The 11,933-nt window shown below is 34.3% G+C and carries 13 protein-coding genes; 5 read left to right on the top strand and 8 right to left on the bottom strand.

Features of this window, described 5'->3' with window-relative positions; translation table 11 throughout:
* Positions 1 to 67 precede the first annotated feature (67 nt).
* The 3 genes from ABJI11_RS13405 to ABJI11_RS13395 all read right to left on the bottom strand — a co-directional run bounded on the left by ABJI11_RS13405 (position 68) and on the right by ABJI11_RS13395 (position 3,043).
* Positions 68 to 631: a sigma-70 family RNA polymerase sigma factor gene (locus ABJI11_RS13405; protein ID WP_276494363.1), complete on the bottom strand. Its 564-nt coding sequence runs from the start codon at positions 629 to 631 to the stop codon at positions 68 to 70.
* Positions 632 to 836: 205 nt separating this feature from the next.
* Positions 837 to 1,853, bottom strand: coding sequence for a UDP-N-acetylmuramate dehydrogenase (gene murB / locus ABJI11_RS13400; protein WP_348353167.1), 1,017 nt, complete (start codon positions 1,851 to 1,853; stop codon positions 837 to 839).
* Complete coding sequence (locus ABJI11_RS13395) at positions 1,853 to 3,043, bottom strand: pyridoxal phosphate-dependent aminotransferase (RefSeq protein ID WP_276494365.1); 1,191 nt, start codon at positions 3,041 to 3,043, stop codon at positions 1,853 to 1,855. The genes murB and ABJI11_RS13395 overlap by 1 nt, the downstream gene beginning before the upstream one ends.
* Before the next feature lie 148 nt (positions 3,044 to 3,191).
* On the opposite strand from ABJI11_RS13395, the gene ABJI11_RS13390 reads away from it, so the two are divergent.
* Positions 3,192 to 4,529 (top strand): aspartyl protease family protein, encoded by a 1,338-nt coding sequence (locus ABJI11_RS13390; protein WP_348353163.1) that lies wholly within the window; start codon positions 3,192 to 3,194, stop codon positions 4,527 to 4,529.
* Between the two features lie 56 nt (positions 4,530 to 4,585).
* On the opposite strand, the gene ABJI11_RS13385 is transcribed toward ABJI11_RS13390, so the two are convergent.
* Positions 4,586 to 4,978, bottom strand: coding sequence for a DUF1573 domain-containing protein (locus ABJI11_RS13385; RefSeq protein ID WP_348353160.1), 393 nt, complete (start codon positions 4,976 to 4,978; stop codon positions 4,586 to 4,588).
* A 195-nt stretch (positions 4,979 to 5,173) separates the two neighbouring features.
* Here ABJI11_RS13385 and ABJI11_RS13380 point away from each other — a divergent pair, with 195 nt between their 5' ends.
* The 4 genes from ABJI11_RS13380 (at position 5,174) to ABJI11_RS13365 (ending at position 9,983) form a co-directional block, all read left to right on the top strand.
* On the top strand, positions 5,174 to 7,804 hold the full coding sequence (locus ABJI11_RS13380) for a valine--tRNA ligase (protein ID WP_348353157.1): 2,631 nt from the start codon (positions 5,174 to 5,176) through the stop codon (positions 7,802 to 7,804).
* A gap of 127 nt (positions 7,805 to 7,931) precedes the next feature.
* On the top strand, positions 7,932 to 8,816 hold the full coding sequence (locus tag ABJI11_RS13375) for a dienelactone hydrolase family protein (RefSeq protein WP_348353155.1): 885 nt from the start codon (positions 7,932 to 7,934) through the stop codon (positions 8,814 to 8,816).
* 140 nt (positions 8,817 to 8,956) lie between these two features.
* Positions 8,957 to 9,124: a lmo0937 family membrane protein gene (locus ABJI11_RS13370; RefSeq protein ID WP_027067903.1), complete on the top strand. Its 168-nt coding sequence runs from the start codon at positions 8,957 to 8,959 to the stop codon at positions 9,122 to 9,124.
* Positions 9,125 to 9,218: 94 nt separating this feature from the next.
* Positions 9,219 to 9,983 (top strand): creatininase family protein, encoded by a 765-nt coding sequence (locus ABJI11_RS13365; protein WP_348353152.1) that lies wholly within the window; start codon positions 9,219 to 9,221, stop codon positions 9,981 to 9,983.
* On the opposite strand, the gene ABJI11_RS13360 is transcribed toward ABJI11_RS13365, so the two are convergent.
* The 4 genes from ABJI11_RS13360 to ABJI11_RS13345 all read right to left on the bottom strand — a co-directional run.
* On the bottom strand, positions 9,980 to 10,450 hold the full coding sequence (locus ABJI11_RS13360; RefSeq protein ID WP_348353149.1) for a hypothetical protein: 471 nt from the start codon (positions 10,448 to 10,450) through the stop codon (positions 9,980 to 9,982). The genes ABJI11_RS13365 and ABJI11_RS13360 overlap by 4 nt on opposite strands.
* A 77-nt stretch (positions 10,451 to 10,527) precedes the next feature.
* Positions 10,528 to 10,788 (bottom strand): acyl-CoA-binding protein, encoded by a 261-nt coding sequence (locus tag ABJI11_RS13355; RefSeq protein ID WP_348353146.1) that lies wholly within the window; start codon positions 10,786 to 10,788, stop codon positions 10,528 to 10,530.
* Positions 10,763 to 11,446 (bottom strand): phosphatidylserine decarboxylase family protein, encoded by a 684-nt coding sequence (locus ABJI11_RS13350; protein ID WP_348353143.1) that lies wholly within the window; start codon positions 11,444 to 11,446, stop codon positions 10,763 to 10,765. The genes ABJI11_RS13355 and ABJI11_RS13350 overlap by 26 nt, the downstream gene beginning before the upstream one ends.
* The coding region (locus tag ABJI11_RS13345) for a phosphatidate cytidylyltransferase (RefSeq protein ID WP_348353140.1) at positions 11,436 to 11,933 on the bottom strand (498 nt) is incomplete at its 5' end. The genes ABJI11_RS13345 and ABJI11_RS13350, both read right to left, overlap by 11 nt.

Below are 11,933 nucleotides of genomic sequence, written 5' to 3'. Positions count from 1 at the left end.
TCGGTAGTTGTTCCTAGTAGATACTTTTCTAATAAATCAGAATCAAGGAAAATTCTTATTTTGTCTTTCATAATACGAAATTTAATAACATGGCAACTAAGGCAGGGCCGTAGATTTTGCCTAACTCGCGTAATCCAATTTTAAGTCTAGACTTAATGGTTCCCAAGGGAATGTCCAACTCATCACTAGCTTCTTGTTGGGTCATGCCTTGAAAGAAAAGAGCTTCTAAAACAATTTGATATTTGTCTTCAATTTTGTCTAGATGTTCTCTTACATCCATTAACTCTGGTCTAGTACTTTCCACGCCTAAAGTATATACGTCAGAAACATCTATTTGGATTTCTTTATCTGACTTTGTGTTGACACTTCTTAATTTATCAATAGCGGTGTTACGTGTAATTCTAAAAAGCCAAGTAAATAGTTTCGCTTTTTTAGGATCATAAGAGTCCGCTTTTTTCCAAATTTTCACAAAAGATTCTTGAACTACATCTTGAGCTAAATCGGGATCACGCACCACTTTATTCGCCACACCCAATAGGGTGTCGGCATAATTATCATACAAGAGAGAAATCGCTTTTTCGTTTCTTTCTTGTAGTAATTCAACAATATGATTTTCTAATAGAGTGCTCATAATTTAAGAGATGTACATATTTTTTTTTAAGATGAACATCCAAATGCTAACATTGAACCGTATATGATTAAACGCTAAATTATAAAATTGATTGTTAACGATGCGTTTTCTAAAAATATATATTGAATAAGTGGTCGGCTGGTAACTGCCCACTTTGTTTTTGGTTGGTTTGGTTTGGTAATAACCCCTGTAAATTTTACAGGGGTTATTTTATTAAATTAACCTCAGGACTTATTTCAATATTGAACTTTGTTTTCACGGCGTCAATAATTTTTGCCGCTAAGTTTAAAATATCCTTACCAGTTGCGTTGTCGTAATTTACAAGAACCAATGCTTGATTTTTATGAACACCAGCATCACCAAAACGTTTACCTTTAAAACCGCATTGCTCAATTAACCAACCTGCCGGTATTTTATAATATTCATCTGATACTTTATAAAAAGGAGCTTCAGAATTGTTTAATATAAATTCTTCAAATATTTCTTTTTCAACTATTGGGTTTTTAAAGAAACTGCCACTATTGCCAAGAACTTTTGGGTCTGGTAGTTTACTTTGTCTTATGGAAATGACCGCATTAGAAATATCCTTAATGCTGGGGTCAGAAATGGAATCTTTTTCTAGTTGTTGTTCAATGGCGCCATACCCAGAATTAATTTTATGGTCTTTTTTAGAGAATGAAAAGGTAACCGAAGTAATTACATATTTATCTTTTCCTTCATTTTTAAAAAACGAATCTCTATACCCAAACTTACAATCTTCTTTGTTTAAAGTAACCAGTTCTTGATTTTCTATACTAACAGCTTCGCAACTAACAAAGCAATCTTTTAATTCAACACCGTAGGCCCCAATGTTTTGTATGGGGGCAGTACCAGTGTTACCAGGTATTAAAGACATGTTCTCTAATCCTCCGAAATTTTGGTCAAGAGTCCACATGACCATATCATGCCAATTTTCACCTGCCATTACCTGTACTTCTACAGTTTCATTAGATTCTGAGATGATTTTCTTTCCCTTTAAATCTACATGAATAAATAAAGCCTCAATATAATCTGAAAGTAAAATATTGCTACCGCCACCAATGATAATCTTTCTATCATAATTTTTGTTGCCCAGAATGTCTTGTAATTCTTCAATAGACGTAACTTCAACAAAAAATCTTGCTGTAGCATCAATACCAAAAGTATTGTAGTTTTTTAGGGAAAAGTGTTCATGTATAATCATTAACCTTTATAGCTTTTTAGTGCTTCCTTTAAAATTTGAACAGCTCTTTTTAAACTATCTTGGTCTAAAACATAGGCAATTCTAATTTGGTTTTTACCCAATCCGTCTGTAGCGTAGAACCCTGCTGCTGGTGCTACCATAACAGTTTCGTTGTCAATATTAAAATCTTCTAACAACCATTGGGCAAAATGATCGGCATCTTTAATAGGTAGTTCAGCAATACAATAAAAAGCACCTTGAGGCTTTGCAATTTTAATGCCTTCGATTTTTTCTAACTCTGCTATTAGAATATTTCTTCTTGCAACATATTCAGTTTTAACTTCGGCGAAATAACTGTCAGGTGTATCTAAGGCCGCTTCGCTTGCTATTTGTGCATATGTAGGAGGCGATAATCTAGCCTGTGCAAACTTCATTGCCGTGGCAATAAACTCTTTATTTTTAGAAACTAGGTAACCAATACGTGCGCCACACATGCTGTATCTTTTAGATACAGAATCTATTACTATAGCATGTTCTTCTAAACCTTCTTCCTTTAAAATAGAAGTATGGGTTTTGTTGTCATAAGTGAACTCTCTGTAAACTTCATCGGCAACTAGATATATATTATGCTTTTTAACTAAAGCTGCTAATTTTTGAACTTCTTCTTGGCTGTATAGATATCCGGTTGGGTTACCAGGATTACATATTAAAATCGCTTTGGTTCTAGGCGTAATTAATTTTTCAAAATCCTCAATTGGCGGTAGCGCAAAGTTGTCTTCTAACTTAGAAACTACCGGTACAACGGTTACACCACAAGCAGTGGCAAATCCGTTATAATTAGCATAAAAAGGTTCGGGTATAATAATTTCATCATCTGTATCTGCAATAGTGTTCATTGCAAAAGACAATGCTTCAGAACCTCCGGTAGTTACAATGATATCCGTAGCGCTTACTTGTATATCGTTTTTAATGTAATACTTGGCAATTTTGGTTCTAAAGGTCTCTGATCCTTCAGTACGGCTGTATTCCAATACATTAATATCATTATTTTTTACAGCATCTAAAGCTTGTTGTGGGGTCTTTATATCTGGTTGTCCAATGTTTAAATGAATAACCTTAACTCCTCTTTTTTTTGCATTTTCAGCAAACGGAACTAACTTTCTAATAGGTGATTGAGGCATGGTAAGCCCCTTATTTGAAACAGATGGCATATAAATTGAATTTTTCACAAAAGTGATAAATGATTATGGTACTTACAAAGTAATTAAGCTTTTATTTGGATTTGGCAATACTGTTAAAATTGAGTGTTATAACAAATTATTACGTATCTTAAAAAGGGTTAACTAATTCATATAGATTATGTTACGTAAAAGAGGTGTTCTTCTAATTCTATTGTTTTGTTGTTTTTCGTGGTTAGCAATAGGTCAAAACTATCAATTACCTGCAGGAAAGAAATTTGACAAAGTCAAGTTTCAGTTGATTAATAATCTCATGGTAATACCTATTAATGTCAATGGAACGGAATTGTCATTTGTATTGGATTCTGGAGTTGGTACACCCATATTGTTCAATTTGGCGGATCAAGATTCTATTCAGTTAAACAACGTAACAGAAATTACCATTAATGGGTTAGGGGAGGGTGAGCCTATAAATGCGTTAAAGTCCACTGGTAATTTTATTCAGATGGGTGATGTTAAGAATGTGTCTCAGAACATTTATGTGGTGATGGATGCCGGTATAAATTTTTCTCCAAGTCTTGGTGTTCCTGTTCATGGAATAATAGGTTATGACTTGTTTAAAGATTTTGTGGTTGATATCAATTACATAAAACGAACTATAAAATTTCATGACCCCGAACTTTATAAGTACAAAAAATCAAAGAATACGCGTATCGTAGATATGTCGGTCATTAGAAAGAAAGCATATTTAGATGCTTTTGTGATGATAAATAAGGATGACGAAATACCTGTAAAAATGTTATTGGATACTGGTAGTAGCGATGCGGTATGGTTATTTGAAGATGAAAGAATTCAATTGCCGGATAAACATTACCAAGATTTTTTAGGAAAAGGTCTTGCAGGTAATATTTATGGTAAGAGAACTAAAATCAATCATTTAAAGATTTCAGATTTTGTACTGAGTGATGCCAAAGCTGCCTTTCCTGATATGGAGACGTTTACAACAATTTCAGATTTTGGAGGTAGAAACGGTAGTTTAGGCGGTGAGGTTATTAAACGTTTTAATGTGGTGTTCGATTATAAGAATGAAAAACTAATCTTGACCAAGAATGCCAATTTCAGTAAAATGTTTCAATACAATGTTAGTGGTATTGATTTACAACATGCCGGTATGCGCTATGTGTCAGAACGAATTACAAATTCAAACGGAGTAGTAAATAGCGATGCTAAGACTTATGGCGATGTGCAGATTATTCTTCAAGGAGCAACAAGGTTAAGCTTGGTGCCAGAGATTATAGTTTCGGGAATACGTCAGGGAAGTCCCGCACATTCGGCAGGGTTACGAGAAGGTGATGTTATCTTGGCGGTAAACGGTAGGCGCATCCACCGATATAAATTACAAGAGATTATGCATATGCTCAATGTCAAAAAAGATAAAAAAATTAAGGTACTTGTAGAAAGGTATGACAGTGACCTACTCTTTAGTTTTGAATTAAAACCTTTATTTGACGAACAATAAAGCACAAAAAAAATGCCCAACTTCTCAGTTGGGCATTTAGTTTTATAAAAGTTCTTTTATTTGGTACCGGTAGCAGCTTGAACTTCTCCTTTAATTTTTAAAACTTTTGTAGGAGTGTCAGCATTAGAAATAACCGTAATTGCTTTACGGATAGGACCAACTCTATTGGTATCATATTTCACTTGAATTTCACCTGTTTTACCTGGTAAAATTGGGTCTTCTGGTTTTTTTGGAATTGTACAACCACAACTAGAACTTACTTTACTTACAATAAGTGGAGCAGTACCGGTGTTTGTAAATTCAAAAACTCTTACTCCGTCTGATCCTTTAGCGATTTCGCCGTAATCAACGGTTTCAGATTTAAACTCTATTTTGGCAGCTGCATCTTGTGCAGTTAAACTAAAACCTAGTAAGCCAACAAATAATACAAGTACTATTTTTTTCATCATTTATAATTTTGGGTGGATGTCAAAATTAAATCTTTTCAGATCAACCTCAAAATCCTTTTGTTATACTCTAACGTTACTTATTTTTGTTTCGTATTTATCTTTGGGTGAAATTTAGCTGAAATGACCGTTAGAATGTCAGTTCGGCTTTAATTTTTAATAACCCAGTTTATTATTATTCAAAAACTGTTCCAAAAAATGGAAATTCCTTCAAAATATAATCCACAAGCCACAGAATCGCAATGGTATGATTACTGGATGAAAAACGGCTACTTTCACTCAGAACCAGATGAGAGAGAACCTTATAGTATTGTAATACCGCCGCCAAACGTAACCGGTATTTTGCATATGGGGCATATGTTGAACAATACCATACAAGATGTTTTAATAAGAAGAGCCCGCCTTTTAGGTAAGAATGCTTGTTGGGTACCAGGTACCGATCATGCCTCTATTGCTACAGAAGCAAAGGTCGTTGCCAAATTAAAAGAGCAAGGCATCAATAAAAATGACCTTACTAGAGATGAGTTTTTAAAACATGCCTGGGATTGGACAAATGAATATGGTGGTATCATTTTAGAGCAGTTGAAAAAACTGGGTTGTTCTTGTGATTGGGACCGTACTGCGTTTACCATGGATCAAGAGCGTTATGATAGTGTTATAAAGGTATTTATTGATCTTTATAACAAAGGTTTAATTTACCGTGGGTACAGAATGGTGAATTGGGATCCAGAAGCGCAGACAACTTTGTCAGATGAAGAAGTTATTTATGAGGAGAAACAAGGTCTTTTGTACTATTTGTCATATGCTATTGAAGGGTCAGATGAAAAGGTGACTATTGCAACCACAAGACCTGAAACTATATTAGGTGATACAGCAATATGTATAAACCCTAATGATGAAAGATTTACTCATTTAAAAGGTAAGAAAGTAATTGTACCAATTTGCAATAGGGTAATACCGATAATTGAAGATGAGTATGTAGATGTAGAATTTGGTACAGGATGTTTAAAAGTAACGCCAGCTCATGATATAAATGATAAAACGTTAGGAGAAAAACATAAGTTAGAAACTATCGACATATTTAATGATAATGCAACCTTAAATAGTTTTGGATTGCATTATGAGGGCAAAGATCGTTTCGTTGTAAGAAAAGAAATCTCTAAAGAATTAGAAGATTTAGGTGTTTTGGTTAAGACCGAAACCCATATTAATAAAGTAGGTACTTCAGAAAGAACCAAGGCTGTCATTGAGCCAAAGTTGTCAGATCAGTGGTTCCTGAAAATGGAAGATTTGGCAAAACCTGCCTTAGAAGCGGTAATGGAAAGTGGCGATGTAAAATTGCATCCAAAGAAATTTGAAAATACGTACCGTCATTGGATGGAGAATGTTCGCGATTGGAATATTTCTAGACAATTATGGTGGGGTCAGCAAATACCGGCATTCTACTTTGGTGACGGTCAAGAAGATTTTGTTGTAGCGGCTAACATAGCAGATGCATTAAAACTTGCTAAAGAAAAATCGGGTAAATCAGATTTACAGGAAAGTGATTTACGACAAGATGCCGATGTGCTAGATACTTGGTTTTCGTCATGGTTATGGCCAATGAGTGTGTTTGGCGGTATTATGGAGCCAGATAATGAAGAGATAAACTATTATTACCCAACAAACGATTTAGTAACTGGTCCAGATATTTTATTTTTCTGGGTAGCAAGAATGATTGTTGCCGGTTATGAGTTTAGAGGAGAAAAACCTTTTGAAAACGTTTATTTCACCGGATTGGTTAGAGATAAGCAACGTAGAAAAATGTCAAAGTCATTGGGTAATTCACCTGATGCTTTAAAGTTGATAGAAGACTATGGTGCGGACGGTGTGCGAGTAGGTCTATTATTAAGCTCGGCTGCAGGTAATGATTTAATGTTCGATGAAGATCTATGTCAGCAAGGAAAAAACTTTGCCAATAAAATCTGGAACGGTTTCCGATTGGTAAAAGGATGGGAGATTGCAGATATTCCTCAGCCAGAGGCTTCAAAACTTGGTTTAGAGTGGTATGAGTCTAAGTTGAATAAAACATTATTAGAGATAGAGGATCATTTTAGCAAGTTCCGTATTTCAGATGCTTTAATGTCTATCTATAAATTGGTTTGGGATGATTATAGTTCTTCTTTATTGGAGATTATCAAGCCTGCGTATCAACAACCTATAGATAGGACTACCTTCAATAAGGTAATAGCGTTATTTGAGCAGAACCTTAAACTTTTGCATCCTTTCATGCCATTTTTGACAGAAGAAGTTTGGCAACATATTGCAAAAAGAGATGAGACTGAAGCTTTGGTAATATCAAAATGGCCAACTGTTGGTAAAATTGATGAAGAGTTAATTGCTCAGTTCGATTTTGCAGCCGAAGTGATTTCTGGTGTTAGAACTATAAGAAAGAACAAGAATATTCCAATGAAAGAAGCTTTGGAATTATCAGTGTTAAATTCTGAAAAAGCAAGTAACCGTTGGGATGTCGTAATTGCTAAACTTACCAATGTATCTGAAATTAGTTATTTGGATGAACAGTTAGAAGGGGCATTGACTTTTAGGGTAAAGAGTAATGAGTACTTTGTGCCTATGGAGGGTGCTATTGATGTAGAGGCTGAAATTGTTAAGATTAATGAAGAACTGAAATATACTAAAGGCTTTTTGATATCTGTACAAAAGAAACTTTCTAATGAACGATTTGTAAATAACGCTCCTGAAAAGGTTATAGCGGTAGAACGTAAAAAGTTAGCGGATGCCGAAGCTAAAATAGAAACGTTGGAAAAAAGTTTAGCTAGCTTAGGTTAATACTTAATCTTATAATCAACGAAGCCTCATTTCTATTCAGTTAGAAATGAGGCTTTTTCTATTGTTAAAAGTATTTAGGTAGTCATGTTGTTTTCGTACTTTTAAATAGAACAAAAAAGCTAAGAAAATGAAACCACTTAAAAAAGAAGATATTAAGCAAGAGGTATTTGATCTTTATGATGCCTATGCCCATAATAAATTAGAACGCAGAGACTTTGTGCAAAAATTATCTATGTATGCCGTAGGTGGTCTCACAGTGCCTTCTCTAATGAGTTTTTTAATGCCAGATTATGAGAATACATATTTGGTGGATAAAAACAATCCAGATTTAGATTCGGGATTTATTACCTATAATTCTGAAAAAGGAGGTGGTGAAATAAAAGCTTTATTGTCCAAACCAAAATCTGCTGAGGTTAAATTACCTGGTATAGTGGTTGTGCATGAAAATAGAGGTTTGAACCCTTATGTTGAAGATACAGCCAGAAGAGCTGCCTTGGCTGGTTTTATTACCATAGCACCAGATGCATTGAGTCCGTTAGGTGGTTATCCCGGTAATGATGATGAAGGTCGTGCAATGCAGAAAACGCGTGATAGAAATGAAATGCTTGAAGATTTTATAGCAGCATTTGAGTATTTGAAAAATCACGAAGGTTGCAATGGTAAAATTGGTGTAGTAGGTTTTTGTTTCGGTGGATGGATTTCTAATATGATGGCAGTAAAAGTGCCTGATTTATCTGCAGCGGTACCATTTTATGGAGGGCAGCCAACAGAAGGTCTAGAAGATATTAATGCACCATTATTATTACAATATGCAGGTTTGGATGAACGAGTAAATGCTGGATGGCCGGCATATGAAAAAGCATTGAATGAATTAGGCAAAGAAAATATAGCTTATTTCTATGACAATGTAAATCATGGTTTTCATAACACGTCTACGCCTAGATATGATGAGCCAGCGGCAGAATTGGCTTGGTCACGTACCATAGATTTTTTCAAAGAAAAATTGGTATAAAGTATTGATTTTAAGTACTCATCAATGTGCTTGTTGTGGTAAAGTTGCTGATTTAGAGCTAGTAATCAATTTGTTTGAGTTAAGCTAACACGGCTAATCCCTTTAGTTTTGTAGTATAAACAATCTAAAAAACACACATTATGAGAAGTCTATTATGGTTAGTAGCAGTTATTTGTATAATTATATGGTTATTAGGAATGTTAGGTATAGTACCTGGTCTTGCAACCGGTAGTTTAGTCCACATTTTGTTAGTAATAGCGGTTATCGTTATTCTTTATAATATCATTTCAGGTAAAAAGGTATTGTAAATAAAATTTCACAAACCAATTTTATCAAAAAAATAAACGAACCCTTGATTAATTTCAAGGGTTTTTTTATGCTTAAAATGGTATCTTTAAGACTATGATTAAACCTTACGTACTTGCTGAAACCAATTGGGAACACCTAAAAGATGAACAAATAGAATTAGCAATTTTGCCTTGGGGTGCCACAGAGGCGCATAATTATCATTTGCCATATGGCACGGATAATTACCAAGTTCAAAGTATGGCTGAGTCAGCTGCTGGTGCATCTTGGCAGAAAGGAAAGAAGGTAATTGTATTGCCTACCATACCTTTTGGTGTAAATACCGGTCAGAGCGATATTTATTTAGATATGAATCTAAATCCGTCTACTCAATTGGCTATTTTAAAAGATCTGGTGACAGTATTAGATAGACAAGGCATAAAGAAATTACTGTTGTTCAATGGTCACGGCGGAAATAATTTTAAGCCTATTATAAGGGAGTTAGGTTTGTTGTTCCCGGATATGTTCATCAGTTTTTGTTTCTTTCCACCAATGTTCGATAAATCTAAATATTTCAAAGAAGAAGGTGATCATGCCGATGAAATGGAAACTAGCTTAATGCTATTTTTAAGACCTGATTTGGTATTATCAAAGGAAAAATGGGGTAGTGGTAGAGCTAAAAGTTTTAAAATAACCGCTTATAATGAAGGTTGGGCGTGGGCGGAAAGACAGTGGTCAAAAGTTAGTAGTGATACGGGTATTGGTAATCCAGAATTTGCTACTACTGAAAAAGGAGAGCGTTTCTTTAAAGATGTTTGTGCAAAATTAGATAATCTGTTTAGCTCTCTTTGCGATGCAGATTTAGAAGATCTTTATCATTAATTTTTCACAACTATTAGATGTTCTGCAGTAGATTCTTTCATCGCAGAGCGTTTTAGATGAATGTCTAAATCAATCTTTAAAGAAAATAGGGCGCTTAGAATAATAATGTTTTTAAATATGTATTGTCCTGCTAATGTAAAAACCAATTCACCTTTGCCAAAGATTTCTTCAGGCATTAAAAATAGAGGTGTAAAAGTGAATAGAATATGAATTATAGCTATGCTGATGATAATTCTAGGTTTCCAGTTAAGTAGAAGAAAGATACCTATAAGCGTTTCGCCTATTGCCAACAATAGTAAGCCCCATTGAGAAGGTAGAATTCCTAATGTTAATATTCCAATAGTATTTTTTGCTAAATCTTCTGCCGGACTCAAATGCGGTATAAACTTTATGAATCCAAAAAATAAATAAACAATGCCAATAGAGATTCGAAGAATATTGGACTTTAATTTTTCTAATTTTTTCATCGAATGTTAGTCAATTTTTTAAGAAATATTTTAGGCCATACATGGACAGTGTCAACTAATACTATGATAATGGATAATTAGTATTTTAATTCTTTGTTAGCCAAATCAATGTAAGATTGCATAGCCTTTTCCTTGCTCATATTCTTTGCTTGAATTAGTGCGTTTGCTTTAAAAGCATTGATTAGTGGAGTTTTACTACCAGGATTTTCAAAATTAGCATTTGCAATCTTGTAGTAGGCATACAGTTTTAAAAGTATATCTGCCGGTAGTGGTTCAGTATAGTTATTGACCAAAGCAACGGTCTCCTCAAACTCAATACGTAATTTCTTCATTTTCATTTGGGTCAATAAAAGTAGCTATACAAGTCTCATTACCTTTAACCTTTTGGTTTAGCTTAACATTGATCTGACAATCTAAAGGTAGAAATAAATCAACTCTAGATCCAAATTTTATAAATCCCGCGTCGTCTCCTTGTTGTACGCTTTCTCCTTTTTCGGCATAGTTTACAATTCGTCTGGCAAGTGCACCAGCTATTTGTCTGTATAGGATTTCGCCAAATTTTGGTGTTTTGATGACTACGGTTGTTCTTTCGTTTTCTTCACTGGATTTTGGATGCCATGCAACCAAGAATTTGCCAGGGTGATATTTAGAAAAAGTAATACTTCCGCTAGCAGGGTATCTTGTTACATGTACATTTACCGGTGACATGAAAATAGATACTTGTCTTCTTTTTTCATTAAAATATTCTTTTTCTAAAACTTCTTCTATCACTACGACCTTACCATCAACAGGAGAAAGAATTTCATTAAAATTCTTTTTTGCCAATCTCTTAGGGTTTCTAAAAAACTGCAAAATTATAATGAGAAAAACTAGACCAAGAATTTGAATAGCCAATTTTAGCCATGCTATGTCAATAAAGTAGTGGGCCAAGAGTATGCTTGAACCTATAATCAAAAAAGAAAACAATATTATTTTTTGTCCCTCTCTATGAAACATAACTGAATATATTTAAAGTTAAATAAGCAAATGGTGCTGCAAATACCAAACTGTCCAAGCGATCTAGCATACCACCGTGACCAGGTAATATTGCCCCACTGTCCTTTACACCTGCAGCTCTTTTGAATTTAGATTCTATTAAATCTCCTAGACTACCGGCTACCACAATAACCGTTGCAAGAATCATCCATTGAGCAGGACTAATAAGAGCTTCGAAAGTAGCCATTAAATAAGCTGCTGCTAGTGCAAATATAAAACCTCCTAAAGTACCTTCAATGGTTTTTTTAGGAGAAACTGAAGGAAAAAGTTTGGTCCTGCCAATACTCTTACCTACTAGGTATGCAAATGAGTCATTTACCCATATTAAAATAAAAATGCCCATAATCAATAGTTTTGCAAAAGCATCATTTTTATAGGGTATCATTGTTAGAAAAATACAGCCTCCGCCTATGTAAAAAAGACCGATTAAAAATTTTAAAGTTGTATT

This window comes from Maribacter sp. (assembly GCF_039968975.1).
GTDB lineage: Bacteria > Bacteroidota > Bacteroidia > Flavobacteriales > Flavobacteriaceae > Maribacter.
This window is presented reverse-complemented; position numbering and strand designations above follow the sequence as displayed.

Excerpts from the sequence above, each read along its gene's own strand:
- ABJI11_RS13405 (WP_276494363.1), bottom strand. The coding sequence starts at position 631 with ATGAGCACTCTATTAGAAAATCATATTGTTGAATTACTACAAGAAAGA.
- murB (WP_348353167.1), bottom strand. The coding sequence starts at position 1,853 with ATGATTATACATGAACACTTTTCCCTAAAAAACTACAATACTTTTGGT.
- ABJI11_RS13395 (WP_276494365.1), bottom strand. The coding sequence starts at position 3,043 with ATGCCATCTGTTTCAAATAAGGGGCTTACCATGCCTCAATCACCTATT.
- ABJI11_RS13390 (WP_348353163.1), top strand. The coding sequence starts at position 3,192 with ATGTTACGTAAAAGAGGTGTTCTTCTAATTCTATTGTTTTGTTGTTTT.
- ABJI11_RS13385 (WP_348353160.1), bottom strand. The coding sequence starts at position 4,978 with ATGATGAAAAAAATAGTACTTGTATTATTTGTTGGCTTACTAGGTTTT.
- ABJI11_RS13380 (WP_348353157.1), top strand. The coding sequence starts at position 5,174 with ATGGAAATTCCTTCAAAATATAATCCACAAGCCACAGAATCGCAATGG.
- ABJI11_RS13375 (WP_348353155.1), top strand. The coding sequence starts at position 7,932 with ATGAAACCACTTAAAAAAGAAGATATTAAGCAAGAGGTATTTGATCTT.
- ABJI11_RS13370 (WP_027067903.1), top strand. The coding sequence starts at position 8,957 with ATGAGAAGTCTATTATGGTTAGTAGCAGTTATTTGTATAATTATATGG.
- ABJI11_RS13365 (WP_348353152.1), top strand. The coding sequence starts at position 9,219 with ATGATTAAACCTTACGTACTTGCTGAAACCAATTGGGAACACCTAAAA.
- ABJI11_RS13360 (WP_348353149.1), bottom strand. The coding sequence starts at position 10,450 with ATGAAAAAATTAGAAAAATTAAAGTCCAATATTCTTCGAATCTCTATT.
- ABJI11_RS13355 (WP_348353146.1), bottom strand. The coding sequence starts at position 10,788 with ATGAAAATGAAGAAATTACGTATTGAGTTTGAGGAGACCGTTGCTTTG.
- ABJI11_RS13350 (WP_348353143.1), bottom strand. The coding sequence starts at position 11,446 with ATGTTTCATAGAGAGGGACAAAAAATAATATTGTTTTCTTTTTTGATT.